The following is a 24,616-nucleotide window of genomic DNA, read 5'->3' on the forward strand; positions in this document are numbered from 1 at the left end:
GCCGAAGCGCTGGGGGTCGCAAAAAGGGAAGGACGTCGATCCGCTCCGCTTCCCATGCTCCTCTGGCGGGAGGATGCGAGCCAGCCCTTGACACCCGCCTCAGATCCCGTATGTGTCGGCATCTGCGACGTCGCACTGCGCCCGCCGCGACAGCACGAAGACGGCTCCTCTGCCAAGTTCTCGCGCTTTCTCCGCCACCTTTGCGCGCAGGAGCATCGATCGTCGTCGCGCCCACCTCTCGTCGGTGAGACTCGTCGGTACGGCTGAGTGCAAAGGAACCTCGATGATCACTGTTCATCTTCGCTACGAGATCGATCCTGAGAAGCTCGACGACTTCACCGAGTACGGCCGCGCGTGGATCCGACTCGTCGACAAGCTCGGCGGCACCCACCACGGCTACTTCCTGCCCAGTGAAGGCGACAGCGACGAAGCGTTCGCGTTGTTCACCTTCCCCTCGCTCGCTGAGTACGAGATCTACCGGAGCGCCTCGAAGACAGATCCGGAGTGCCAGGAGGCGTTCGAGTTCGCGCGCGCTACCGGTTGCATCCGCCGCTACGAGCGCCGCTTCCTCTCTCCGGTCTTCTCCTGACATCCGGCAGCCCCCTCGCGCGTGCGAATCCGCTGTGGCGCATTCACCCGATGTCGGGGAGGAACTGATGCCACGCGCGTCGTCGTTCGCGGCGGGGATCGTGCTCGACGCGATCGGTCTCGTCGATGATCAACGTGGACCGGTCGGGTTCGCGATAGGACGGCCACGTCTGCTCGGGCGGAGCACCGGCTGCGAATCGCAGCCACATGGTTCGCATGCGGTGACCGGCCGCCGCGTACTCCTCCGCGCCCCCGAACGCAGTGATGATCCGCGCCATCGCCAGGTCGGTGCGGGCGAAGAGTGCGAACATCTCGACGCCATGGGTGGCATCCAGGCCGAGGATCTCCAGTAGTCGTGGCGCCACGTCGAAGCGGTATGCCCATGTCGCCGCGAAGCGTGAGTGGTAGTCCGCGACCTGCGTGCTGGGGAACCAGAATCCGAAGTCCCCGCCGAAGTCCGCGGCGGCCCGTCGCGCGGGGAGCCCGGGATAGGCGGCGCGCATTCGGCGCCGAGAACCGGCGGGGGCGCGCGCGAAGAGCGCCTCGATCCGCGCTGGAGTCCGCGGCAGGATGTCCACACGGCCCCGGAAGATCGCGCCCTCGCGATTGTTCGTTCCGATGACGAGCGGAACGCGGTACGCGGTTCCGTCTCGGAACGCCCGCAGCGGATGGTGGGGCAGGAAGTCGCCATCGATGACCGGCGCGAGGCAGAACATGCCCGGGTAGGCGTCCGGTGTGCGCATCTGGAGAACAGTGCACGCTGCGACGAGAGCGCCCGGCGCCGCGGTCGTCAGCAATTCGCGCGCGGTGGTGTCGACGGGGAGTGCCTGGGCAGGCTCCTCCAGCTCGTGTCCCGCTCGAGACTCGAGCACCCCGCGCAGGATCTCGACGAACTCGCCCGCCCATCGCGCGCTCATCGAGGACGGGTAGACCGCGCCAGGTGGAGGGCTCTGGGCTATCGCCCGGGCGAAGAGCCCGCGCGCCGACGGCGTTGCCATCAGCGTCGTCACCGCGTTGCCACCCGCCGAGGCGCCGAACACCGTCACGTTCTCGGCATCGCCCCCGAAAGCACCGATGTTGTCTCGCACCCATCTCAGCAGCGCCACCTGATCGCGAAGCCCGAGATTGCTCTCGAACCGCCGATCACGGGTCGAGTAGCGGCTGAAGTCGAGGTAGCCGAGCGGCCCGAGGCGATAGTTGAAGCTGACGTACACGACATGGCCATCGCGGACGAAACCCTCACCCTGTCCCGAGAAATCCCGGGACGATCCGGCGCTGTAGCCGCCGCCGTGGATGTACACCATGACGGGCAGCGGGTTCGAGCCGTGATCGTCCCAGAGGGGCGCGTGCACGTTCACCGTCAGGCAGTCCTCGTCCGCTGCGATGACGTCCGCCGGCGTGTGGACGAGCGGATTGCGCAACGCCTGCGGGGCGGCTGAGCCGAAGTCGGACGCGTCGCGGATGCCCGCCCACGGCACCACAGCCGCGGGACTCGCGAATCGTCTCCTTCCGACGGGCGGCGCCGCATAAGGGATTCCGCGCCACGCGAGCAGTCCGCGTTCCCGCACGCCGCGCACCACGCCACCAACGATCTGCACGTCGACGGTCTCGTCGTCGTGCCATCGTCGGCGACCGATCACGATCGCACGCTGCTCACCTCTCCACCTCAGCCTGATCGGTCGGTGTCCGCAAGGGGCAGGCCGCTCTCGATCGCGGCCGGCGCGCCCCGGATGCTGTCACTTTGTCGTCAAAGAGAAAGGGATCGAGAGTCCTGATGACTCTCGATCCCTTGTCCCGACTGGTGCCCCCGACAGGAATCGAACCTGCGACCTTTGGTACCGGAAACCTCATTCGGGCCGCGGGAGCCGCATGCCAGTCACCGAAATCCGCGGAATTCCGGGCATTTTGGACCTCTGACAGTCCGGTCATGCGGCCGCGCGGTCGGCCGTTGCTGACGTAGGTGGTTCCGGGCTTAGGCCAGGCGTGCTCGATGAGGGGGTGCCGCACCAGCCTGCGCGTCGCGGGGATCGGGTCGATCGGCTCGCTTCCGTCTCCGTGCAGATTTCGGCGTGACCCTGGGTGTACGGTGCGGAAGTGATGTCCATCCGAGTGGGTATCGTGGCCGATCCGGCGTCCCCGACGGAAGTCGCGCGGCGGATGACCGACCTCGTCGCTCCCGACGGAGAAGATCGAATCGCGTGGCACGTCGAGCTGTTGAGCGAGCCGTTCACCCTCGGTTCAGAGGAGGTCGACGTCGCGCTGGCGCGACTTCAGGCTCATGCCGCCCTCCACGAGTGGGACCTCGTCGTCGGGGTGACCGAGCTTCCGCTGCGCGATGACAACGGCAGCTACCTGCTGGCCGCTCTCGACCCGCAGCGGCACGCGGCCGTGCTTTCGCTCCCCGCGCTCGGCGGGTTCCGTGTTCGCTCGCGCGCCCGTCGTGCCGTGCGTGGGCTCGTCAACGGCATGGCCGCACCCGCTTCGCCCGATGAACAGCGCGTGCCGATGCCCGGTCTCATCGCCGGTTGGCGGGTGCTCGTGGGCATGGTGCTCGCCAACCGACCGTGGCTTCTCGCGACCGGGCTCAAGGCCGCACTCGTGGCGGCACTGGCGACCGGGGCGGTGGCCACGGTCGACTCAACGGTCTGGATGCTCGCCGCCTCCCTCTCAGGGTGGCGACTCGGAGTCGCGACGGTCGTGTCCATCGCGATCGTCGTCGCCTGGATCGTCATCGACGGTGAACTATGGGACCGTCCCGAAGACAGTTCCCGCCAGGCCCGGGAGAGGTCCCGTCTCTACAACGCCTCGACGCTGCTGACGCTGGCAATCGGGGTCGTGATCGGTTACGCGGTGTTGTTCGTCGTGAACCTGGCCTGGGCACTGTTCGTCCTGGACCCCGCCCTGATGGGCGACTCGGTCGGAACCCCGCTCGGCTATGGCGATCTGATCGTGCTCGCGTGGTTCGTGGCGTCGGCGGCGACGATCGGCGGTGCCCTCGGCACGGGACTGGAGTCGGACGAGGCGATCCGCGCGGCTGCGTACTCGAAGCGGGAAGAGGAGCGCCGTGCCCGGCTGGCAAGCGAGCGGGCCTAGAACTCGGACTGCGCCGGGGCTGCCGTCGGCGCAGGTACCCGGCAAGCTCTGTGTACTCTTCCCCCCGCACCGTGGCAACCCCCGTGACTATTCGGTGAAATGGCAGCAGCCTGAACGCATGGCGCGAGTCGGGGCAGTGCCCTCATGAGTGACCTGCTCATGGGGATCCCTGGCGTCGGCGAGGTCTACCCGGGGGTTCACGTCTGCGCCCTCTTCTCCGGACCCGTCGAGCGCGACCGCCTGCTGGTGCAGTTCCTGCAAGAGGGAGTGCGCCACGGCGATCAGTGCGCCTGCTTCATCGATGAGATCGATCCCGCCAGCATGCGGCAGCGGGTGTACGGAGGAGCAGGTCACGCCGACGACCGCCGGTCGGGGCGAATCGACCTGCACTCAGCGCCAGACGCCCATCTCAACTCCAGCGCCCTGTCGCCCCAGCAGCGAATCTCGGACCTCGTCTCGCACCCGGCGTCATCCGCAGACGACAGACGTCCGCTGCTGCGCGCCGCCGGCCAGACACCTACCCACGCCTCCGGGGAGACCGGCGCGAGGGAGATCTTCTCCTATGAGTCGGCGGTGATCCGGATTCTGGCGGAGTTGCCGGCCGTGTTCCTCTGCTTGTACGACGTGCGGCATTTCGGGATGGGGGTGATCGCTGACGTCCTGAAGGTTCACTCCAGGGCCCTGCTCGGCGGAATTGTGCTGTACAACCCACATGGCGTCGCCCCGACCGCCCCGGCCGTTCGTGCGCATGAAGCGGACCCGTGGCGGTCGCTCACCGGCACCGAAATCCGGGTCGCCGGGCTCGTCGGCACGGGGATGACGAACCGCGCGACCGCGGTGGAGCTGATCGTGTCGCCCCACACCGTGGACGCTCACCTCAAGCACATCTACCAGAAGCTCGGCATTCACTCGCGAGCCGAGCTCGCCGTCCTGTCATTCCGCCACGGCTCGCCGGACGCGCAACGCCTGCCGACCGAGGCCGGTCACTGAGACTTCGACGTTCCGCAAGTTCACCCATTCACGGGATGCCCGAGTCAGGCGCCGGCGAGACCATGACCGGGGAAGCCTTCGAGCGAACGGAGCATCTCATGGGCAGAAGTGTCGGTATCGACCTGGGAACGACCAATTCGGTGATCGCGGTGATGGAGGGCGGCCAGCCCCAGATCATCCCCAATACCGAAGGAAGCAGGACGACGCCGTCCGTCGTCGCGTTCCTCGAAAACGGTGAACGTCTCGTGGGTCAGATGGCCCGGCGCCAGGCGATCATGAATCCCAAGGGCACGATCTACTCGGCCAAGCGATTCGTCGGACGCAAGTACGACGAGGTTCAAACCGAGATCCATACCGTCTCGTACGACGTGGTGTCCGGCCCGGACGGCGCTGTCAGGTTCTCGGTCCACGGCAAGCTCTACGCTCCGGAGGAGATTTCGGCGCAGGTCCTGCGCAAACTCGCGGAGGATGCAGGGAAGGCGCTCGGCGAGCGGGTCACCGAAGCAGTGATCACCGTGCCTGCGCACTTCAATGATGCTCAGCGGCAGGCCACGAAGGACGCGGGCAAGATCGCGGGCCTTGAGGTGCTCCGCATCATCAATGAGCCGACCGCTGCGGCCTTGGCCTATGGAATGCAGAAGCTCGAGAACGAGACCATCCTCGTCTTCGACCTGGGCGGCGGAACCTTCGATGTCAGTCTCCTCACCGTCGGTGAAGGGGTGGTCGAGGTTCGGTCCACAGCCGGCGACACTCACCTCGGTGGGGACGACTTCGACCGACGCATCGTCGATTACCTCGCGGAGGAGTTCAAGAAGGATGTCGGCGTCGACCTGCGGCAGGATCCGCAAGCCTTGCAGCGCCTGTTCGAAGCGGCCGAGAAGGCCAAAGTCGAGCTGTCGGCGGTCACCCAGACGGCGGTCAACCTGCCTTTCGTGACCGCGGATGCTTCGGGGCCGAAGCATCTGAATGTCAACCTCATGCGCTCGACGTTCGATCAGCTGACCGCGGACCTCGTCGAGCGTTGCATGGGTCCGGTGAAGCAGGCCCTGGAGGACGCGAAGGTCACCGCGGATGACATCGACGAGGTCATCCTCGTCGGCGGTTCGACCCGCATCCCCGCAGTGCAGGGCCTGGTCCGTCGACTGACCGGCGGCAAGGAACCCAACATGACGGTCAACCCCGACGAAGTGGTCGCGCTCGGCGCCGCCGTCCAGGCTGCGATCATCAAGGGTGACGTCGAGGATGTCCTGCTCCTCGACGTCACGCCGCTCTCGCTGGGGCTTGAGACGCAGGGTGGCGTGATGACCAAGGTCATCGAACGCAACACCACGATCCCGGCACGTCGAACCGAGGTGTTCAGTACCGCCGAGGACAACCAGCAGGCGGTCGACGTGGTCGTCCTTCAGGGGGAGCGCGAGCGCGCCAGCGACAACCGGGTGCTCGCGCGGTTCCGCCTTGAGAACATCCGGCCGGCCCCGCGAGGCGAGCCTCAGATCGAGGTCACCTTCGACATCGACGCCAACGGCATCCTGCACGTCTCCGCGAAGGACAAGGACACCGGAGCCGAGCAGCAGGTCACCATCAGCGAGACCTCGACGCTGACGCCCGAGGACGTCGAGCGCATGGTCTCGGACGCTGAGGCGCACCGCAGCGAGGATGCTCAGCTTCGCGAGTTCGTGGACGCTCGAAACGAGCTCGACTCCGTGGCCTACCAGGTGGAGCGCGCGCTGAAGGAAGCCGGCGACAATGTCGCAGAGCACGACCGTGCCCGGGCCGAGATGCTGGTGAGTGATGCGCGTGCTGCTCTCGACGCGCAGACGCCGATCGATCGCCTGCGCTCGCTGGCGGGGGAGCTGCACCAGATGGTACAGGCGCTGCGTGCATCCGTCGGGAGCCGGGCCGGCGCCGGTCCCGCGGGGGCATCGCCCGGCGAGGCCGGGGCGGGCGACGGCGCCGATGACGTGATCGACGCCGAGTTCACCGCTCACTGAGCGCCGCCATGATGTCCGGACACGAGGAGCCCGTGGATGAGGTACCCGCGGAGGCGGTGGCCGGGGGCGAGCATGAAACCGCCCAACGGATCGCCGAACTGCAGGACTCGTGGCGTCGCACCGCCGCAGAGCTCGACAACTTCCGCAAACGCAGCGCCAGAGAATTGATCCGTGCGCGCGAACAGGAGCGGGCCTCGGTGGCGTCCCGCTGGCTACCGGTCGTCGACAACCTCGAGCGCGCCCTCGACCATGCCTCCTCCGACTCCGATCTGATCGCTGAAGGGGTGCGGGCCGTGCACCAGCAGGCTCTCGCGGTGCTCGCCGACCTCGGGTTCCCCCGGCGTGACGATGAGACCGGGAAACCGTTCAACCCTGTCCACCACGATGCCGTCGGCACCGTCGCCGACGCGGACCTCGTGCCCGGTACCGTCGCGCATGTGGTCCGGCCAGGCTACGGTGCCGATGGCGAGATCCTCCGTCCGGCGTCGGTGATCGTTGCGACCAGGAGCGAGTAAATGGCACGGGACGCCTACGAGGTCCTCGGCGTCTCCCGCGATGCCGATCAGTCCGAGATCCAGCGGGCCTATCGCAGCCGCGCCCGCAAGCTGCATCCCGACATCAATAAGGATCCCGGGGCCGAAGACGAGTTCAAGGAGCTCTCCGAGGCGTATGACGTGCTCTCCGACCCCGACCAGCGCAAGCGATACGACGCGTTCGGACCGGACTTCCGCCGCGTCGGTGCAGACGTCGATCCCGAGGCTTACCGGCGGGCACGGGCCTACGCAGGCGCGGGCTTCGGAGGAGGGAGAGCAAGGGCGCGCCCCGGTACCGGTGCCCCAGGCGGATTCCAGTACTCCGGGTCGGTCGGTGATGTCGATCTGGAGGACCTGCTGGGCGGCATGTTCGGCTCACGGGGACGCGGTCGGGGCGGGTGGGGGCGGGTAGACGGCTCCGATCAGGAGACGGAGGTCGAGGTGAGTGTCGAAGAGGCGTATAGCGGAACCCGGCGCACCCTGTCGATCAGTGGTGCCGATGGCCAGCGCACGATTGACGTCGACATCCCCGCAGGTGTCGTGGATGGCCAGAGGATCCGGCTGCGCGCGCAGGGCGGCCAGGGGTCGGGTGGCGGAGCGCCGGGCGACTTGTACCTCATCGTGCGCATCGCGCCTCACCCCCGCTACCGGACGGACGGTCGAGATCTGCATGTGATGCTGCCCATCGCGCCGTGGGAGGCCGCGCTGGGTTCATCGTTGCCGATCGAGACTCCCGGCGGTCCTGCCACCGTCAAAGTACCGGCCGGCACCTCTAGTCACCGGCGACTGCGTCTGAAGGGCCGTGGGCTGCCGAACAGTCGGGGAAAGCCGGGCGACCTGTACGCCGAAGCGCAGATCAGGGTCCCCAAGGCCCTTTCGCAGCAGGAACGCCGACTGTTCGAGCAGCTCGGCAGGGAGTCGACCTTCGACCCGCGGAGTTCACCATGACCGACCTGACCGCGGGAACGCGGTGGCCACTGGCGCGTCCCTATCGACTGAGCCTGGACAGCTACGCCCGGATCACCGGTGTGCACCCCGACCTGATTCGCAGGCTGGTCGCGCTGGGCCTGCTCGAGATCACCCGGGACGCCGAGGGGAATCTCTGGTTCGACCCTGCCCAGGTTCGGGAGATGGCCAAGATCCAGCGGCTGCACCTGCGTCTGAACATCACCTACGCGTCGCTCGGCCTCGTGATGGACCTGCTTGACCGGATCTCCGATCTCGAGAGATCACAACGGCGCCCGCACTCAGAGAGGGGACGTCGATGGACCTGAACAGACTCACGCAGAAGTCGCAGGAGGCGCTGCACGACGCGCAGACCAAGGCGCTGCGGTTCGGACATCAGGAAGTGGATGGCGAGCACCTCCTGCTCGCCCTGATGGAGCAGAGCGACGGACTGGTACTGCCTCTGCTCGCCCGTGCCGGTGCTGACGTTGACCGGTTGAGGGAGGATCTGACGGCCGAGCTCGAGAAGCGACCGCGGGTCACCGGGTCGGGTGTCGAGCCCGGCAAGGTGTTCGTCACCCAGAGGCTGAACCGCATCCTGGACGCCGCCGATCAGGAGGCCCGCCGACTCAAGGACGAGTACGTCTCCGTCGAGCACCTGGTCGTCGCGCTCCTCGACGAAGGGTCCAGCTCGGCTGCGGGACGGCTGCTCGCGCAGCACGGCGTGACGCGCGACTCGTTCCTCGAGACCCTGACCGCAGTGAGGGGGTCGCAGCGGGTCACGTCCGCCACTCCGGAGGGAACCTACGAGGCCCTCGCGAAGTATGGTCGCGACCTGGTCGCCGATGCGGCAGCCGGGCGGCTGGAGCCGGTGATCGGCAGGGACGCGGAGATCCGCCGCACCGTCCAGATCCTCTCCCGCAAGAGCAAGAACAACCCGGTACTGATCGGTGAGCCCGGAGTCGGCAAGACGGCCATCGTGGCAGGGTTGGCCCAACGGATCCACCACGGTGACGTGCCCGAGGGCCTGCGCGGGAAGCGCGTCTTCGCGCTGGATCTTGCCTCCCTCGTCGCTGGTGCGAAGTACCGCGGCGAGTTCGAGGAACGACTCAAGGCCGTCCTCAACGAGGTGCTGGCAGCCGAGGGGAGCATCCTGCTGTTCGTCGACGAACTCCACACGGTGGTCGGGGCCGGCGCAACGGAAGGCGCGATGGACGCAGGCCAGATGCTCAAGCCCATGCTCGCCCGCGGTGAGCTGCACATGATCGGGGCCACAACGCTCGACGAGTACCGCACCCACATCGAGAAGGATGCGGCGCTCGAGCGCCGGTTCCAGCCGGTGCTGGTGGACGAGCCGAGTGTCGAGGACGCGCTCTCCATCTTGCGAGGGCTGCGCGAGCGGTTCGAAGTGTTCCACGGCGTCAAGATCCATGACGGTGCATTGGTGGCCGCCGTGAGCTTGAGCCACCGCTACATCTCGGAGCGATTCCTGCCCGACAAGGCCATAGATCTGGTGGATGAGGCCTGCGCGATGCTGCGCACTGAGATCGACTCGATGCCGGCGGAGTTGGACGAGCTCAGCCGTCGTGTCACCCGCCTCGAGATCGAGGATGCCGCCGTGGCCCAGGAGACGGATACCGCCAGCCTGCGTCGCCTCCAGGAGCTGCGCAAAGAACTGGCCGACCTCAGGGCTGAAGCCGACGCCATGCGGGCACAGTGGGAAGCGGAGCGTCAGGCGTTGCGCGAGGTGCAGGCGCTGCGGCGGGAGATCGAGCAGGTGCGACTGGAGAGCGAACGAGCCGAACGCGAGTACGACCTGAACAAGGCCGCCAGCCTGCGTCATGGCAAGCTCCCCGAACTGGAACGTCGCCTCAAGGCGAGCGAAGATCGACTCGAGAGCAAGCAGGGCGCGAGGCGCCTGCTGCGCGAGGTCGTCACCGCCGACGAAATCGCCTTGATCGTCGCCCAGTGGACGGGTATCCCGGTGAGCCGACTCCAGGAGGGCGAGCGCGCGAAGATCCTCCGCCTCGACGAGCTGCTCCACGAGCGGGTGATCGGCCAGGACGAGGCCGTGCAGCTGGTGACGGATGCTGTCATCCGGGCGCGCTCCGGCATCAAGAGCCCGACCCGTCCGATCGGCTCCTTCGTCTTCCTCGGTCCGACGGGAGTCGGCAAGACGGAGTTGGCGAAGGCGCTCGCGGAGGCGCTCTTCGACAGCGAGGAGAACATCATCCGGATCGACATGAGCGAGTACCAGGAACGGCACACGGTGAGCCGGCTCGTGGGGGCGCCGCCCGGATACGTGGGATTCGAGGAGGGCGGTCAGCTCACCGAGGCGGTTCGCCGCAAGCACTATTCGGTGCTGCTGCTCGACGAGATCGAAAAGGCACACGTCGACGTCTTCAACATCCTGCTGCAGGTGCTCGACGACGGCCGGCTCACCGACTCCCACGGGCGCACCGTCGACTTCCGCAACACCGTCATCATCATGACCTCGAATCTCGGCTCGGAGTACCTGCTCGAGGGGGTCACCCGAGACGGCGATGTGCTGCCGGAGGCCCGCGCGCAGGTGATGAGTGCGCTCCGATCGCATTTCCGGCCGGAGTTCCTGAACCGGATCGACGAGATCGTGCTGTTCAAGCCGCTCACGTTCGCTGAGATCGAACGCATCGTCGACCTCCAGCTCGACGAGCTGCGGCAGCGTCTGGCGGAGCAGCGGATCACCATCGAGGCCACCGAGCGGGCTAGGCGGTTCTTGGCGGAGGAGGGCTTCGACCCGGCGTATGGCGCGCGCCCGTTGCGGCGGTTCATCTCTCGTGAAGTGGAGACGCGCGTCGCGCGTGCGCTCGTACGGGGCGAGCTGTCGGATGACTCCACCATCGTGATCGACCTGGCCGACGGGGAACTCACCGTCGTGCCGAGGCGACCCGAGGATCATGAGGCGGCAGCATGAGCACTCCTCAGGAGGGGACGACCACGGTCGTGGTCTGCCCGCACTGCGGCACGAAGAACCGGGTGCCCGGCGTGGCCGCAGGGGCCCCCGGTGTGGAAACTGCCGACAGCCGCTGCCGTGGGTGGTCGACACGTCCGACGCGGAGTTCACCACGGTGGTCGAGAGGTCGAAGTTGCCCGTGCTCGTCGACGTGTGGGCGCCGTGGTGTGGTCCCTGCCGCATGGTCAGTCCGGTGCTCGAGCGGTTGGCGACCGAGCTCGCAGGAAAGCTGAAGCTCGTCAAGATCAACGCGGACGAGGCGCCGGAGGTGAGTCGCCGCTTCGAGATCCAGGCGATCCCGACGCTGATCCTCATGCACGAGGGACAGATGATCGCGAAACAGGTCGGCGCCGCTCCCGCACACGTCCTGCGTACCTGGCTCACGCAGCACCTGCCCAGCGGAGAGACGAAGCCGGCGGCGACGAACGACGCGAACGGCGGGGACCGGCGATGATCGCGGGCGCGGGACGGGTCATGCAGGATGCGCACCTGGTGCTCGTGCGGCCGGTGGGGCCGCCCAGAGCGCGAGGGTGCGAGGAATGCCTCCGCCTCGGCACCCCCTGGGTGCACCTGCGGCAATGCCTCACCTGTGGGGAGATCTGCTGCTGCGACTCGTCGCCGATGCGTCACGCGCGCGCTCACGCCGCCACCACGGGCCACGTGATCGTGCGTTCGATCGAGTCGGGAGAGAGCTGGAGGTGGTGCTATGCCGACGAGCAGTTCGTCTGAGTCCGAGCTCGCCGACCTGCCCGAGACACCCGACACGAGCGGGGCATACCCTCGGCTTTCCGACGAGCAGATCATGCTGCTCCGCCCCTACGGTGACCTCAAGCGGCTGGCCAAGGGCTCGATGCTGTTCTGCGCCGGAGACCGCGACTGCGGGCTGTTCGTCGTCCTGGAAGGGCGCGTCCGAGTCGTTCAGGAGGACGACCCGGACGGCCCTCCGCGAGTGATCGCCGTCCACGGGCGGGGGCGCTTCGTGGGCGATCTGTCGATGCTGATGGGCCAGGCCGTCTACGTCACGGCCGTCGCCCAGACCGACGTCGACGTCCTGGAGATCGCGTACGACCGGGCCAAGGAGGCTGTCGCCCAGAATCAAGCGATCGGGGATCTGATCCTGCGAGCCTTCATCCTCCGACGCAGCTTCCACGCGGGCCTCGGCATCGGGTTGCGGATCATCGGCTCACGGTTCTCTGCCGACACCCGGCGGCTGAGGGATTTCGCCAGCCGCAATCGTGTGCCCTACCGCTGGGAGGACCTCGAGGAGGACGCCGCGGCCGAGAGCACTCTGCGGGCGTTCGACATCTCGCCCGACCAGACGCCGATCGTCATCTGGAAGGGGCGGACGGTCCTGCGCAATCCCAGCAATACGGAGCTTGCCGAGCTTCTGGGACTTCGCGAGAAGGCGCCGCCGCACGCCGCGGTTGACATCGCGGTCGTCGGCGCGGGACCGGCGGGCCTTGCCGCCGCGGTGGCGGCGGCTTCGGAAGGACTGTCGACGGTCGTGCTCGACGCGATCGCGACGGGCGGCCAAGCGGGGACGTCGTCCCAGATCGAGAACTATCTCGGGTTCCCGGCTGGTATCTCGGGGGCCGAGCTCGCGGACAGAGCGGTGGTCCAGGCCCGGAAATTCGGTGCCACATTCATGATCCCCGGCGAGGCGGAGTCGCTCCAACGCTTCGATGGCCGCTTCGCCATCGAGCTGACCGACGGGGCTCGTGTCGAGGCACACACGGTGGTGGTCGCGACCGGAGTGCGCTTCCGCCGTCTCACCGTGCCCGGCATGGATCGGTTCGAGGGCCCCCACGTCTACTACGCCGCCACTGAGTTCGAGGCGCGGATGTGCCGGGCGAACCCGGTCCTCATCGTCGGGGGCGGGAACTCCGTCGGGCAGGCGGCCATGTTCCTGGCCCGGACCGCGACTGATGTCAATGTCGTGATCCGCCACGACGACCTGAGCCGCGACATGTCCCGCTATCTGGCGGAACGGATCAGGGCGGCCCCCCGGGTGCACGTGTGGAACAACTGCGAGGTCTGCGAACTGCGCGGCGATGAACGCCTGGAAGAGGTCGTTGTACGAAACGTGAGAACCGACGAGCGCCGATCCCTCAGAGCGACCGCCCTCTTCGTGCTGATCGGGTCCGAGCCGCACACCCGATGGCTCGAAGGCACAGTCGAACTCGACGAACACGGGTTCATCATGACCGGCGTCGGCCTGGGAGGCGCCGCGATGTTCCAGACCTCGACCGACGGCGTGTTCGCCATAGGGGACGTGCGCAGTGGGTCCGTGAAGCGGGTCGCGTCGGCCGTCGGTGACGGCGCAGTGGCCGTGCGCCTCGTTTACGAGCATCTCGTCCGAGCGGGAAGAAGGTGATTGCCTCTGAGGTACGGGAGGAGCGTTAGATCGAACGCGATCGCCGCGGTGGTCCGCCGTCATTGGCCGAGCCCTCACTCATCAGCAGGCCCCGGCACCGGCATCAGAGAGGACATGGCCGTGACAAGCGACGATGAACAGCCCCGGCGCCGGCGGCGGCGAGAGCCCCCGCGGGCGGACCCCAGTCGTGCGGTGGCCTTCAGCGATGCCATCATCGCGATCGTCATCACTCTCCTCGTGCTCGATCTCCGGCCGCCCGAGACCGAGCAGGGCGAACTGCTGTCAGGCCTGCTGAACGAGTGGCCCACATACTTGGCGTACGCGGCGTCCTACCTCTACCTCGCAGTGATCTGGATGAACCACAAGGCCGCCTTCACCCGGATCAAAGAGATGGACGTGGGCCTGCAGTGGGCGAACTTGGGGATCCTTGCGACCTTGGCCTTGGTGCCCTGGCCGACAGCGGTGATCGCCGAGACGGCACGAACCGGAGACCCCACCGACGAGAAGGTCGCGGTCGGGCTGTACGCCATCGTCGGGGCCCTCTTGTGCCTGTCGTGGCTGGTCTTCTTCTCCTACCTCGCGAAACATCCCGAACTCACCAAGGACGAAATCGAGGACTCCTACTTCGCGCGAGAACGCCCGCGCGCGCTCATCGGGGTCGTGCTCTACCTGGCGGCGGGCGCGGCCGGTGTCCTCGTTCACCCGCTCATCGGATCGGTGGTCTTCCTGCTCGTCCCCGCCTACTACGCCTTCACCAGCCACGGCCACGACCAGCAGCCGGCCATCCTTCACCGTCGTACCCCATCTGACAGCACCAACAGCGCGCGCTGATGCACCGCAAACCCCACCACTGGGGCGGAGGCCTCCGGGGTCGATGACCAGACGGCGGATGCCGAGCCGAGGCCGCCTGAGACGAGGCCGCTTACTCGGCGCACGCACGTGGATCCCACCGCGTTACCCGCACTGGCCGAGCTGGCGATGGGATCGCCGAGCTGCTGAGTGGATCGCGGTAGGCCAGGCGTGTCGCGGTGGTCCGTTGCATCGGTTCTGCTGATGGCCGGCGGTCACGAACTACTGCCGCCCTGCCTGTCAACCCTGTGCTTCCGTTGTCGTGCCGCGGGCAACTCGGCCGCAGTCGACGCCAGTGCTGCCGCGGATGCGGCGGGGAGGACACCAGCGTGACGTACCCGATCGAACAGCCCGACACGGCCGCGCTCCTGGACGCCCGGTACCTGCTGCACGAGCGTGTCGGTGAAGGTGGCATGGCAGAGATGTACCGAGCCGAGAACGTGGTCCTCGGTCGCCATCAAGCTGCTCAAGGACGACGCGCAGGTGCTCGACTCGCCGGTCCGCGTGCATCGAGAGGCGAGCGCGCTGGCTCAGCTCAATCACCCATCGTTGGCGACCCTGCTGGATGCAAGTCTGTCCCCCGAAGGGCCTCGTTACCTGGTGATGGAGTAGGTGGACAGTCGGAGCGCAGCAACGTCTTGCCGCGCTCTTCGCCGGTGACCGGATCATGTCCACTTAGCCATACCCGCAACGCGCCGCTCGACAGCTCGTCGGCGCGGATCGCTGCATGCTCGACAACGGAGCGCGTCACCGAACTGTATGTCACCTCGACAGGCTCGCGCGCCAGCTGGGCGACCGCTCAGGGACCGTCTGCGAAGTCGAGATCGCCTATGCGGGTCGGGACGCGGTCGGGAATGGATCTGCGCGGGTATGGCCGTGGTGCATCCGGGCTTGATGACGTCGCTCATGGTTCTTCGCTGGCCCGCCCGATGGGGCGCTGTCTGTGACGAAACGACCCGGGTCGAGGACCGCCGCCATGCCGGTGGCGGTCCTCGACCCGGGCGGTGTCAGCGGCGTTCGCGCCGGTCCTGTCGACGGTCTTGGCGGCGGTCCACGCCGTTCGAGACGACTTTCGCCGTCCCGACGACGGCGGCGGTACGCGCCACCGGTCGGCCGATCATTCCGACGCGACCCAGTCGTCCGATTCCGATAGGCATCGTCATTCTCCTTCTTTGGACATGGATGCGATGAGCGCCTGCGTGGGAATGCGCCCCGAGGCGATCAGCTGTCCGCCGCCTCGGCGCAACGCCACGGCGAACGGCGCGGCCCAGGTGTTCTCCCACACCAGCACGGCGGCGGCGCTGCCCGGATCCATCGCCGCGGCGATATCGATCAGGTCCTGCTCGGCGAGCACTTCGGCGAGCGTCGCCTCGATCTGCGCCAGGTCGCCGAGATCGTCGATGTCTTCGAACTCATCGACGTCGATCGAGCCGTCCTCGCCCTTGTAGACGATCATCAGATCGAGGACGCGGATGGTGTCGCTCGCGGCCAGAGCCACGAGCTCGGCGGCGGCCTCGCCCGTCAGGCGAGTCTGTCCCGGGGGGAACTCCACCACGAGGTAGTCGATGGGCCCAAGTTCGTCGTCCGGCCGGTTGTCGGTGTCTGTCAATTCTGCTCCGTTCATGCGTCGTGTCGGGCGCGGAGTTCGCGACCGTGAACCGTGAGTGCGTAGATCACGAGGATGTCGAGCACGAGCACGGTGATCGACAGCCACGGCTGAGCGGCCACCAGGGTGAGTTGGCCGATCGCATTGATGATCACCAGGATGATCGCGACCACCCGTGCCCACGTGGCACCGGCCAGCAGCGCGAAGCCCACCAGGATGAGCAACAGCCCGGAGATGAGGTGCCACCATCCCCAGCCCTGCACATCGATCGAGAACAGACCGGACTCTGCGAGGAAGTAGGCAGTGTCGGGCCCGATGAGAGCTTGAAGTCCATGCAGGACGTCGATGAAACCAGCGATCAGCAGGACGATCGCGGCGAAGACGCCCCAGCCCACCCAGCCGGTCACGGCGGTGTCGTTGCTGCTCATGATTCTTCCATTCGGTAGAGAGGATGGACGCGGTCAGCCCGCGAGAGCCTTCGTCTTCAGGGCGTCGAACTCGCTCTGCGTGATCGCGCCGGACGACAGCAGGCCTTGCGCACGCTCGATCTCGCCCGCGGGCGAGGACGTCGGCGTGCCGGCGACGCTGCGGATGTAGTCGGCGTTCGCCTGCGCAGCGGCCTGCGCGTCGCGCGCCTGACGCTGGGCCATCGAACCACCGCGGGCGATGAGGTAGATAATCGCGCCGAGGAACGGCAGCACGACGAGGAAGATGATCCACAGCGCCTTTGCCCACCCATTGAGGGTGTGGTCTCGGAAGATGTCGATGAAGATCCAAACGAAGATCCAGATGCAGATCACGACGAGGTAGATCCACAGCATCCACAGCAGGAAATCGAAGAAGCCCATGAAGTTCCCATTCTCAGCAGTAAGCAGAAGCGGCCACATGGCCGACGACCGCCACGCTAGCGAGGGCCTCATAGGGGTCGCATCATCCGAATCGCGTGAAGGTCACACAGTCTGAATGGTGCACGATCGGCATGGGAGACATGGAATTGCGGTGGATGCCGGCACACCTGCGCCACGAAAGGATGCGAGCACATGGACGCACCAGAGCTGCTGCGGCGCTACTGCATCAACGACCCGCGACTTGCCGAGCATCACGACCTGTCTCCGACGATGCAGCTGGACTGGCGCACCACGACGCTGATGCGGATCGCCGCGCTGATCGCCGTCTCGGCTCCCGAGGCCTCGATGCGCACCGCTGTGGACGACGCGATCGTGGCCGGTGTTAGCTCCGACGAGATCATCGCGGTCCTCGACGATCTCGTCAGGATCGTCGGACTTCCCCGGGCTGTCGCCGAAGCCCCGCGGATCGCACTTGCACTGGGCTACGCCGACGACCTCGGCATCGGCGAAGGCGACTGAGGCTGCTCTACTCGCCAAGCAACCCCAGTGCGACGGCCCGCTCGACGGCCTGACTGCGAGAGGTCACCGACAGCTTCCGATAGATCGAACCCAGCTGCGAGCTGACGGTGTTGCGCGACACGAAGAGCCGCTTGCCGATCTCGGCGATCGTGAGATGCGTCTGCAGGTACGGAAGCAGCCGCAGTTCGGCGGGAGTGAGCGGGACGGCCCCCGTCATGGGCGCGATCGCCAGCCCCAGGCGCAGCTCCTCCACCAGCGCCCCGGTCGTGCCCAGATCCGGTCGGATCCGCAGGATGTCGTCGCACTCGCGGAGGAGGTGCGCCGCGGCAGCGCGGTCGCCGAGCATCAGGTGCACCTTCGCGAGCTGCACCCGTACCCGCACCGACAGATAAGGCAGGAGGTGCGTGCAGCCGACGCGCGCCCGCATCCCCCGCGCCAGCAGCCGCTGGCCCGCTGGATGATCACCGCCGTGGACGGCGACCCGGGCAGCCACGGCGAGCGCGAGTGCCGTCGTCGGGTATCCCTCCATGTGGCTCGCATCGATCGCGTCGATGCCCCGCCGCGCATGGTCGGCTGCGTCGGCCCACCGCCCCTCGTCGATCGCGATCAGCGCGAGCTCGGGCTCGCTCAGGATCACCGTGTCGGGATTGCCCATCACCGTCGCGAGCGGGATGGCCTCCTCGAAGCTGACCCTGGCGGTCTGCTCGTCGCCGCGGAGAAGCGCCGCCATGCCGTAGAGGTGGAGCGCCTGATCGCGCCACGGACTGTTCGCCGGCTCATGCTCGAAGGCGAACGCGGCATCCGCGGCCGCTCGGTGATATCCGTGCTCGCACATCGCCGACCGAACCATCGCGCGCGCCGATTCGAACATCACCCGGTCGGTTTCCGGGAGCTCCTCGGCGCGAACGTCGTCCAAGGCGCGGGCCCACCGCTTGCCTGAGCGGACCTCACCCAGCAGTATCGCCGTCCAGGTCATCGAGATGACCAGCGCCGGATGCGCCAGCAGCACGTCGTCGCCGAGTTCGTGCAGCCACCGGCGAACCGTGGCGACCTGTCCCTCCCCGTACATGCCGAGGCCCAACTCGGCGACGAGCCCGCTGGCGCGTTCGTACTCCCCGGCCCGAATCCAGTGCTCGACAGCGTGGGCCGGCACCTGGTGCGCCTCGTGCCACGTCGCCGCGCGCCGGTGGAGCTCGGCGACCGCCGCCGCGCCCTCAACACGCTCCAGCTCGGCCAGGAGGAACTCCCGGAACAGCGCATGGAACCGGAACCAGGCACGGTTCCGGTCGGTGGGCGCGAGGAAGAGGTTCGCGGCCTCGACCCGATGGATGAGCGTGCGGGCAGTGTCAATCTCGAGCACGGAGTTGCAGATCTCGGGCGAGAGCTGATCGAGGATCGAACTGCGCCGCAGGAAAGCCGCCAGATCCTTCGGCAGTCGCGACAGGCACTCGCGATACAGATAGTCCGCCACGTACCGGTCGCTCCCGGCAGCCGATACGGGTCCCGTGGAGGACCGCGCCACGAGTGCGCAGAGGAAGAGTCCCGTCGGCCAGCCCTCGCAGCGTATGACAACCTCGGCCAGCTCGTCGTCGTCGACGTCCGTCGCGCCGGCGGCCTCGAAGACGGCTCGCGCTTCCGCGCGGTCGAACACGAGGTCGGTGGCTGACACGTCCCACGCGTCTCCGGTGCCGCGCAGCCGGGCAATGAGGGGCGACTCCTGCCGACTGGCCAGGACCACCTGCGAGCCGGTCGCGATGCGCGCCAGCACCACCTCGAGCGCGTCCTGGCACTCCTCCGAGCCGACCAAGTGCACATCGTCGATGAAGAGGACGAAGCTCACCGGTGTCGACGCGAGCGCCGCCGCGAGCATCGGAGCGGACCTTCCGAGCGCGCCTGCCCCGATGCCACGCATGTCGGCCATGACCGCGGCAGCCAACGGTGAGAAGGGCGAGCACGCCGCGGCGATGAGAGGCAGCAGAAGCGCCGGATCGTCGTCGGTACGGTCCACGGAGACCCACGCGACCCGGCGGCTCTCGGTCGCCGCCCACTCGCTGAGCATCGTCGACTTGCCGTAACCGGCCGGAGCAGCGACCGACACCACGCGCGCACCGCTGTCGCGCGCCTCACGGATCTGGCGGCTTCTGCTCACGGAACTCGCTCGGAGATGTGGGATCTGGGTCTTACTGTCCAGCAGGGCCGTGTGCAGTTCGGGTCCCCCCAGGACCACATTGCGGAGCATGTCCGGCATGCACCGAATACTAGGGCGGCGCCGTGAACGATGAGAAACTGACGCGGACGCAGACTCGTGCCACCCACGGGAAGTCCTCTCGTCCCGCACGGGGAGACCACGCACGTGAGGGGCCACCCCGAGTAGCAGGCCCGCGAGCGATAGTCGGGTGCGCACCGGCCACAGGTCCGCCCGGCCGCGCCTCCTACCAACTCCATCAGCCGCAAGCGAACGGGGCTGCGATGGGGCGAGGCGACCGCGCTTCGCGTCCGCCATCTCGATCCGGCTCGGCGCCGGGTGAAGGTCGAAGAGAACGCTGTGCTCGTCTCATTCGAGGTGCACGTGGGCACGCCGAAGACGCACCGGTCGCGGTGCGTCCCATATCCCGAGTTTCTGGCGACGCCACTTGACGCAGTAGCCGCCGGCAGATGTTGTCAAAGTGTTGTCACGAGAAAGGGATCGAGAGTCCTGATGACTCTCGATCCCTTGTCCCGACTGGTGCCCCCGACAGGAATCGAACCTGCGGCCTTTGGTACCGGAAACCAACGCTCTATCCCCTGAGCTACGGAGGCGTGCCGATCGAGACTACCATCCAGGCGCAGGTCGCCCGGCCACCTCAGGGCGCCGGGGGAGTGTCGTCGAGCGGTGCGTCGGCGACGATCGCCGGCTGCTGCTCCATGCGTTCGATCGCCGTCGCGACGCGGTCGGCGAGGTAGGCATGGCCGCCGGTCGAGGGGTGGTCGCGCCCGATGGGGCCGGTGTCGATGACATCGAGGTAATTGGCCTCGGTGATCCAGTCCTCGCTGATGGGGGAGATGTACCACCAGCCGCGTGCGCCGGCGAGCTCGCTGAGGGCGGCGTCGATCTTGCGCGTCGCGTCCTCTACCGGCAGCACCTGCGGCGACGGACCGAGGACCACGATCTCGGCGTCGGGGTAGCGGGCCTCGAGGGCGTCCCACGCGGCGGTGACGGCATCCCGGTATCCGGCCGGATAGAGCTTGCGGTCGTTGATCGACCCCTCGACGATGATGACGTCGGGGTCGAGGGACGGATCCAGCGCGCCGATGCGCTCGCCGTAGGCGGGGCCGTCAAGTCCGGGCTTGAGGTAGCCGCTGCCGCGCACGCCGTCCACGACGGTCTCGACGCCGAGCTCGTCGGCGAGGAGGTACGCGAAGCCGAGCGTCGGCACGGTCGCGGCCGAGCCGTAGACCCACGAGTCCCCGAAGACGAGAACACGCGCGTCGTCTTCCAACACCAGGGGAGCGGGAGGGACGGATGCTGCGACCGCCGGCTCGCCCTGGGCGACCGCCGCCGGCGCCACCGGTTCGGGCGCGCCCCACGGACGCAGAACGGCCACCGCGCACACCGCAGCGACGGCCAGCGTGGCGCTCACCAGGGGCAGCCACAGCTTCCGGGCTCGGGTACCGCCGGGCGCGTGCATAGAGAGAGGGTAAGTCATGCATCGACGAGGTCTTCCCCCAGGCCGTGAACTGGGGAAAAGAGGGCCGTGATCCTGAGGGTTGGAACCGCTTCCAGAACACTCGCAGCAAGAGGTTGTCAACCCCGCGCGAGCGAGCCCTCGCGGCATGCGAGGATACTTCGGTGCAACGCGTCGTGACCGCTGAGATGGACCTCGAATTGGGGGCATCCGTCGACCTCATCTTCCAGATCGCAGCCGCTCAGGCGGTGCCGATCTCGAGTGAGCATCTGACGTTCACCCAGGGCGATCGCGTGTACACCCCGACCGAGATCGTCGACCAGTCGGGAAGCAGGCTGCACCGCCTGACGGGCGAGCCCGGGCACCTCGAGATCCGTTACGAGGCGACCGTCGACGGGCAGGCCGCGAGCAACCGCACGAGCGATCTCGAGGCCATCACGTACCTGCGCCCGAGCCGTTACGCGCAGTCCGACGAGGTGTTCCAGCAGGCCCGCCGCCAGTTCAAGGGACTGTCGGGCCACGACCTCATCGCGGCCGTGTCGGAGTTCGTCTCCACGAGCACCACGTACACGCCGGGTCTCAGTCAGGGCACCGACAGTGCGGTCACGACGCTCATGACCGGCCAGGGCGTCTGCCGCGACTACGCGCACGTCGTCATCGCCCTGCTGCGCGCGATGGACATGCCGGCCCGCTATGCCGCGTGCTTCGCGCCGGGGCTGCGCCCGATGGACTTCCACGCCGTCGCCGAGGCGTATCTCGACGGCGCCTGGTATGTCATCGACGCGACGCGTCTCGCGAACCGCAACTCGCTGGTGCGCATCGCGACAGGTCGCGATGCCGCTGACTGCGCGTTCCTCAGCTACCACGGCGGCTACGTCGGCCTCAAGCGCCTGCGCGTCGACGCGTGGGTCGTCCCCGAGGCCGCGACCCTCGACGGACTCGACACCCTGCCCGAAGTGCTGCCCGAGGCATCCGATCCCGCTGCCGACGACTTCGGCGCGCTGGTGCAGATCTCCTGACCTCGCGCGGGGGCGGAGCGGGTCGCGCCCGTAGACTTGACGGGCTATGAATCCCGAAGCCCTCTCCGCCGCCCTGCTCGCCGTCGTCGCCCCGCTCGCGGAGGCGCGACGACCCGGTGCGGCCGAGGGGCTCACGGTCGCCGATCTGCCGCTCGAGCGGCCCAAGAACCGTGACCACGGCGACTGGGCTTCGAACGCGGCGCTGAAGTTCGCGAAGGCCGTCGGCGCGAACCCCCGGGAGTTCGCCGCCGACATCGCGGCCGGTCTCGCGCAGGTCGACGGTGTCGCCGATGTCGAGGTCGCCGGTCCCGGCTTCATCAACATCCGATTGGATGCCGCCGCCGCCGGTGCGCTCGCGAAGACCATCGTCGACGCGGGCGCGGCGTTCGGAACGAACGAGTCGCAGCGCGGCAACACGATAAACCTCGAATTCGTCAGTGCGAACCCGACGGGTCCGATGCACATCGGCCACACCCGGTGGGCAGCGCTCGGCGATTCGATGGCGCGACTGCTGCTCGCGAGCGGTGCGACGCTCGTCCGGGAGTTCTACGTCAACGACGCCGGCGCGCAGATGGACCGGTTCGGCCGCTCGGTGCTCGCCGCCGCAAAGGGCGAGCCGACCCCCGATGACGGCTACCCGGGTTCTTATATCGACGACCTCGCGCACCGTGTCCTCTCGGCGGTGCCAGAGCTGCTGACGCTGCCGGAGGACGAGCAGCTGAGGATCGCGCGCGACCGCGCCTACGAGCTGCAGCTCGGCGACCTGCAGTCGTCGCTCGAGAAGTTCAACGTGCACTTCGACGTCTTCTTCAGCGAGCGCACGCTGCACGCGAAGGGATCGGACGGCGAGCCGAGCCTCGTGGACGAGGCCGTCGACCGCCTGCGCGAGCAGGGCCACGTGTTCGACGACGAGGGCGCCGTGTGGGTGCGCACCACGGACTTCGGCGACGACAAGGATCGCGTCATCCGCCGCTCGAACGGCGAGTACACCTACTTCGCGGCCGACGCGGCGTACTACCTCAACAAGGGCGATCGCGGCTTCGCGCACAAGATCTACCTGCTCGGCGCCGACCACCACGGCTACGTGCACCGCCTCAAGGCGCTCGCGGGCGCGGCCGGCGACGACCCCGAGAAGGACATCGAGGTGCTCATCGGGCAGCTCGTGTCCGTCAACGGCGCACGGCTCTCGAAGCGCGCGGGGAACATCATCGAGCTCGACGACCTGCGGGACTGGATCGGCACCGACGCGCTGCGCTATTCGCTCGCGCGCTACCCCGCGGACTCGCCGCTCACGCTCGACCCCGAGATCCTGCGTAAGCGCACCAACGACAACCCCGTCTTCTACGTGCAGTACGCCCACGCGCGCACGCACAATGTGGCGCGAAACGCCCACGGTTCGGGCGTCGACCGCTCCGAGTTCGCCCCCGAGCTGCTGACCCACGAGACCGAGTCGGCTCTCCTCGGCGCGCTGCAGGAGTTCCCGCGTATCGTGGCGTTCGCCGCCGAGGTGCGTGAGCCGCACCGCGTCGCGCGATACCTCGAGGAGCTCGCGGGGCTCTACCACCGCTGGTACGACAACTGCCGCGTGATCCCGCTGGGCGACGAGCCGGTCGAGCCGGTGCACCGCACTCGTCTGTGGCTCAACGACGCCACCGGCCAGGTTCTGCGAAACGGGCTCGATCTCCTGGGTGTCACCGCACCGGAACGGATGTAGCAATGGCCAGAGGCGATGCGCAGGCGACCGAACCGATCCCCGACGGGACGCTGTCGACGGCACCGGCGCAGCCGCGCCGTGTGTGGCCGTGGATCGTGGCGTTCGCGATCGTCGCCGTGCTCGCCGTGGCCGCGTGGTTCGCCGCCGAGGCGATCGCCCGGCAGATCGTGACCGGCGTCGTCCGCGATCAGGTGCGCACCCAGCTGTCGCTGCCTGCCGACCACCCGGTCGACGTCGACGTCGCCGGCGCCGTCATCCCGCAGCTCATCTCGGGCTCGCTCGACGACCTCACGATCGCCTCCGACGATGTCACGCTCGGCGGTGTGAGCGGCGATGTCACGGTGACGGCACATGACGTCGCGGTGCGCGGCACGGGCGAGATGAGCGGCGCCACCGCGACGGTCTCGCTCGACGAGTCGCAGCTGCGCACGCTGCTGGCGACGGTCGAGGGCTTCCCCGCCGACACGGTGGGCCTGGCCGCGCCGAACGTGACCATGTCGCTCGACCTGCAGCTGTTCGGCGTGTCCGTCCCCGTCGGCGTCGCCCTGGCACCATCCGCGGCCGACGGCGCGATCGTGCTGGCGCCCGCGGCGCTCCGCCTCGGCGAGTCGGAGGTGACCGCCGATGCGCTGCGCAGCCAGTTCGGGAATCTCGCCGACATCGTCCTGCGCGAGTGGAACGTGTGCATCGCGCAGTACCTGCCATCCGGAGTGACCCTCACCGCCGTCGAGGTGACCGGCGACGCGCTCGTCGCCGACTTCGACGTCGACGGGGCCATCGCGACCGATCCGGCGCTTCAGGAGAACGGCACCTGCGCCTGAGCGGCCGCAGGGCGTCACACGGCGCAGGCCTCCGGAGTCGTGTGCCCTAGACTGCTACCACCGCCAGGC

The 24,616-nt window shown here is 67.9% G+C and carries 21 protein-coding genes, 2 tRNA genes and 1 pseudogene; 16 read left to right on the top strand and 8 right to left on the bottom strand.

Features of this window, described 5'->3' with window-relative positions:
• Window positions 1-283: 283 nt before the first annotated feature.
• Entirely contained in the window at window positions 284-589 is a 306-nt protein-coding gene (locus J2Y46_RS10175) for an NIPSNAP family protein (RefSeq protein ID WP_045297491.1), read from the top strand.
• 43 nt (window positions 590-632) lie between these two features.
• Here J2Y46_RS10175 and J2Y46_RS10180 read toward each other — a convergent pair whose 3' ends face one another.
• Window positions 633-2,228: a carboxylesterase/lipase family protein gene (locus J2Y46_RS10180; RefSeq protein WP_310242069.1), complete on the bottom strand. Its 1,596-nt coding sequence runs from the start codon at window positions 2,226-2,228 to the stop codon at window positions 633-635.
• 159 nt (window positions 2,229-2,387) lie between these two features.
• Window positions 2,388-2,454 (bottom strand) — tRNA-Thr (locus J2Y46_RS10185).
• Between the two features lie 291 nt (window positions 2,455-2,745).
• On the opposite strand from J2Y46_RS10185, the gene J2Y46_RS10190 reads away from it, so the two are divergent.
• The 11 genes and pseudogenes from J2Y46_RS10190 (at window position 2,746) to J2Y46_RS10240 (ending at window position 14,337) form a co-directional block, all read left to right on the top strand.
• On the top strand, window positions 2,746-3,681 hold the full coding sequence (locus tag J2Y46_RS10190) for a hypothetical protein (protein ID WP_310242070.1): 936 nt from the start codon (window positions 2,746-2,748) through the stop codon (window positions 3,679-3,681).
• A gap of 144 nt (window positions 3,682-3,825) precedes the next feature.
• Window positions 3,826-4,671 (top strand): MEDS domain-containing protein, encoded by an 846-nt coding sequence (locus J2Y46_RS10195; RefSeq protein ID WP_310242071.1) that lies wholly within the window; start codon window positions 3,826-3,828, stop codon window positions 4,669-4,671.
• A 98-nt stretch (window positions 4,672-4,769) separates the two neighbouring features.
• The gene (dnaK, locus tag J2Y46_RS10200; protein ID WP_310242352.1) at window positions 4,770-6,662 is read left to right on the top strand and encodes a molecular chaperone DnaK; all 1,893 of its coding nucleotides are present in this window, start codon (window positions 4,770-4,772) and stop codon (window positions 6,660-6,662) included.
• 32 nt (window positions 6,663-6,694) lie between these two features.
• The gene (locus tag J2Y46_RS10205) at window positions 6,695-7,177 is read left to right on the top strand and encodes a nucleotide exchange factor GrpE (protein WP_310242072.1); all 483 of its coding nucleotides are present in this window, start codon (window positions 6,695-6,697) and stop codon (window positions 7,175-7,177) included.
• A complete protein-coding gene (locus tag J2Y46_RS10210; RefSeq protein WP_310242074.1) occupies window positions 7,178-8,143 on the top strand; it encodes a DnaJ C-terminal domain-containing protein in 966 nt (321 codons plus the stop codon). It begins immediately after the preceding gene.
• Complete coding sequence (locus J2Y46_RS10215; protein WP_310242076.1) at window positions 8,140-8,469, top strand: chaperone modulator CbpM; 330 nt, start codon at window positions 8,140-8,142, stop codon at window positions 8,467-8,469. The genes J2Y46_RS10210 and J2Y46_RS10215 overlap by 4 nt, the downstream gene beginning before the upstream one ends.
• The gene (gene clpB / locus J2Y46_RS10220; protein ID WP_310242078.1) at window positions 8,460-11,093 is read left to right on the top strand and encodes an ATP-dependent chaperone ClpB; all 2,634 of its coding nucleotides are present in this window, start codon (window positions 8,460-8,462) and stop codon (window positions 11,091-11,093) included. The genes J2Y46_RS10215 and clpB overlap by 10 nt, the downstream gene beginning before the upstream one ends.
• Window positions 11,090-11,586: pseudogene (gene trxA, locus J2Y46_RS10225) on the top strand (thioredoxin). Before clpB ends, trxA begins: the two are co-directional and overlap by 4 nt.
• Window positions 11,587-11,606: 20 nt before the next feature.
• Window positions 11,607-11,861: a UBP-type zinc finger domain-containing protein gene (locus J2Y46_RS10230; RefSeq protein WP_310242082.1), complete on the top strand. Its 255-nt coding sequence runs from the start codon at window positions 11,607-11,609 to the stop codon at window positions 11,859-11,861.
• Window positions 11,839-13,506, top strand: coding sequence for an FAD-dependent oxidoreductase (locus J2Y46_RS10235; RefSeq protein WP_310242085.1), 1,668 nt, complete (start codon window positions 11,839-11,841; stop codon window positions 13,504-13,506). The genes J2Y46_RS10230 and J2Y46_RS10235 overlap by 23 nt, the downstream gene beginning before the upstream one ends.
• Window positions 13,507-13,698: 192 nt before the next feature.
• Window positions 13,699-14,337: a TMEM175 family protein gene (locus J2Y46_RS10240; RefSeq protein WP_310242087.1), complete on the top strand. Its 639-nt coding sequence runs from the start codon at window positions 13,699-13,701 to the stop codon at window positions 14,335-14,337.
• Between the two features lie 1,177 nt (window positions 14,338-15,514).
• Here J2Y46_RS10240 and J2Y46_RS10245 read toward each other — a convergent pair.
• The 3 genes from J2Y46_RS10245 to J2Y46_RS10255 are packed head-to-tail and all read right to left on the bottom strand — an operon-like array spanning window position 15,515 to window position 16,809.
• On the bottom strand, window positions 15,515-15,964 hold the full coding sequence (locus J2Y46_RS10245; RefSeq protein WP_245619521.1) for a DUF6325 family protein: 450 nt from the start codon (window positions 15,962-15,964) through the stop codon (window positions 15,515-15,517).
• Between the two features lie 11 nt (window positions 15,965-15,975).
• The gene (locus J2Y46_RS10250) at window positions 15,976-16,389 is read right to left on the bottom strand and encodes a hypothetical protein (RefSeq protein WP_045297495.1); all 414 of its coding nucleotides are present in this window, start codon (window positions 16,387-16,389) and stop codon (window positions 15,976-15,978) included.
• A 33-nt stretch (window positions 16,390-16,422) separates the two neighbouring features.
• Window positions 16,423-16,809 carry an SHOCT domain-containing protein gene (locus tag J2Y46_RS10255; RefSeq protein WP_310242090.1) on the bottom strand — a complete coding sequence of 129 codons (387 nt, stop codon included), beginning with the start codon at window positions 16,807-16,809 and terminating at the stop codon, window positions 16,423-16,425.
• Window positions 16,810-17,001: 192 nt separating this feature from the next.
• On the opposite strand from J2Y46_RS10255, the gene J2Y46_RS10260 reads away from it, so the two are divergent.
• Window positions 17,002-17,328 (top strand): carboxymuconolactone decarboxylase family protein, encoded by a 327-nt coding sequence (locus J2Y46_RS10260; protein ID WP_045297497.1) that lies wholly within the window; start codon window positions 17,002-17,004, stop codon window positions 17,326-17,328.
• A 7-nt stretch (window positions 17,329-17,335) separates the two neighbouring features.
• Here the strand turns inward: J2Y46_RS10260 and J2Y46_RS10265 are convergent, their stop codons facing one another.
• The 3 genes from J2Y46_RS10265 to J2Y46_RS10275 form a co-directional block, all read right to left on the bottom strand.
• Window positions 17,336-19,831: a LuxR C-terminal-related transcriptional regulator gene (locus tag J2Y46_RS10265; protein ID WP_310242092.1), complete on the bottom strand. Its 2,496-nt coding sequence runs from the start codon at window positions 19,829-19,831 to the stop codon at window positions 17,336-17,338.
• Window positions 19,832-20,051: 220 nt separating this feature from the next.
• Window positions 20,052-20,127 (bottom strand) — tRNA-Arg (locus J2Y46_RS10270).
• Between the two features lie 44 nt (window positions 20,128-20,171).
• On the bottom strand, window positions 20,172-20,996 hold the full coding sequence (locus J2Y46_RS10275) for an SGNH/GDSL hydrolase family protein (RefSeq protein WP_045297505.1): 825 nt from the start codon (window positions 20,994-20,996) through the stop codon (window positions 20,172-20,174).
• A 161-nt stretch (window positions 20,997-21,157) separates the two neighbouring features.
• Here J2Y46_RS10275 and J2Y46_RS10280 point away from each other — a divergent pair, with 161 nt between their 5' ends.
• Genes J2Y46_RS10280 through J2Y46_RS10290 form a run of 3 tightly spaced genes read left to right on the top strand, consistent with a single transcriptional unit; the run spans window position 21,158 to window position 24,547 of the window.
• Window positions 21,158-22,012, top strand: coding sequence for a transglutaminase family protein (locus tag J2Y46_RS10280; protein WP_045297506.1), 855 nt, complete (start codon window positions 21,158-21,160; stop codon window positions 22,010-22,012).
• Between the two features lie 46 nt (window positions 22,013-22,058).
• Window positions 22,059-23,726: an arginine--tRNA ligase gene (locus J2Y46_RS10285; protein WP_310242095.1), complete on the top strand. Its 1,668-nt coding sequence runs from the start codon at window positions 22,059-22,061 to the stop codon at window positions 23,724-23,726.
• A 2-nt stretch (window positions 23,727-23,728) separates the two neighbouring features.
• Entirely contained in the window at window positions 23,729-24,547 is an 819-nt protein-coding gene (locus J2Y46_RS10290; protein WP_045297509.1) for a DUF2993 domain-containing protein, read from the top strand.
• Window positions 24,548-24,616 lie beyond the last annotated feature (69 nt).

The sequence above is a fragment of the Microbacterium sp. BE35 genome (assembly GCF_031457705.1).
GTDB classification, from domain to species: Bacteria; Actinomycetota; Actinomycetes; order Actinomycetales; family Microbacteriaceae; genus Microbacterium; species Microbacterium trichothecenolyticum.

What these genes read in the sequence shown, in the direction of transcription:
- J2Y46_RS10260 (WP_045297497.1), top strand. Translation starts at nt 17,002, where the DNA reads ATGGACGCACCAGAGCTGCTGCGGCGCTACTGCATCAACGACCCGCGA.
- J2Y46_RS10210 (WP_310242074.1), top strand. Translation starts at nt 7,178, where the DNA reads ATGGCACGGGACGCCTACGAGGTCCTCGGCGTCTCCCGCGATGCCGAT.
- J2Y46_RS10265 (WP_310242092.1), bottom strand. Translation starts at nt 19,831, where the DNA reads ATGGCGGACGCGAAGCGCGGTCGCCTCGCCCCATCGCAGCCCCGTTCG.
- clpB (WP_310242078.1), top strand. Translation starts at nt 8,460, where the DNA reads ATGGACCTGAACAGACTCACGCAGAAGTCGCAGGAGGCGCTGCACGAC.
- J2Y46_RS10175 (WP_045297491.1), top strand. Translation starts at nt 284, where the DNA reads ATGATCACTGTTCATCTTCGCTACGAGATCGATCCTGAGAAGCTCGAC.
- J2Y46_RS10230 (WP_310242082.1), top strand. Translation starts at nt 11,607, where the DNA reads ATGCAGGATGCGCACCTGGTGCTCGTGCGGCCGGTGGGGCCGCCCAGA.
- J2Y46_RS10290 (WP_045297509.1), top strand. Translation starts at nt 23,729, where the DNA reads ATGGCCAGAGGCGATGCGCAGGCGACCGAACCGATCCCCGACGGGACG.
- J2Y46_RS10275 (WP_045297505.1), bottom strand. Translation starts at nt 20,996, where the DNA reads ATGCACGCGCCCGGCGGTACCCGAGCCCGGAAGCTGTGGCTGCCCCTG.
- J2Y46_RS10255 (WP_310242090.1), bottom strand. Translation starts at nt 16,809, where the DNA reads ATGGGCTTCTTCGATTTCCTGCTGTGGATGCTGTGGATCTACCTCGTC.
- J2Y46_RS10190 (WP_310242070.1), top strand. Translation starts at nt 2,746, where the DNA reads ATGACCGACCTCGTCGCTCCCGACGGAGAAGATCGAATCGCGTGGCAC.
- J2Y46_RS10250 (WP_045297495.1), bottom strand. Translation starts at nt 16,389, where the DNA reads ATGAGCAGCAACGACACCGCCGTGACCGGCTGGGTGGGCTGGGGCGTC.
- J2Y46_RS10235 (WP_310242085.1), top strand. Translation starts at nt 11,839, where the DNA reads ATGCCGACGAGCAGTTCGTCTGAGTCCGAGCTCGCCGACCTGCCCGAG.
- J2Y46_RS10195 (WP_310242071.1), top strand. Translation starts at nt 3,826, where the DNA reads ATGAGTGACCTGCTCATGGGGATCCCTGGCGTCGGCGAGGTCTACCCG.
- J2Y46_RS10215 (WP_310242076.1), top strand. Translation starts at nt 8,140, where the DNA reads ATGACCGACCTGACCGCGGGAACGCGGTGGCCACTGGCGCGTCCCTAT.
- J2Y46_RS10285 (WP_310242095.1), top strand. Translation starts at nt 22,059, where the DNA reads ATGAATCCCGAAGCCCTCTCCGCCGCCCTGCTCGCCGTCGTCGCCCCG.
- dnaK (WP_310242352.1), top strand. Translation starts at nt 4,770, where the DNA reads ATGGGCAGAAGTGTCGGTATCGACCTGGGAACGACCAATTCGGTGATC.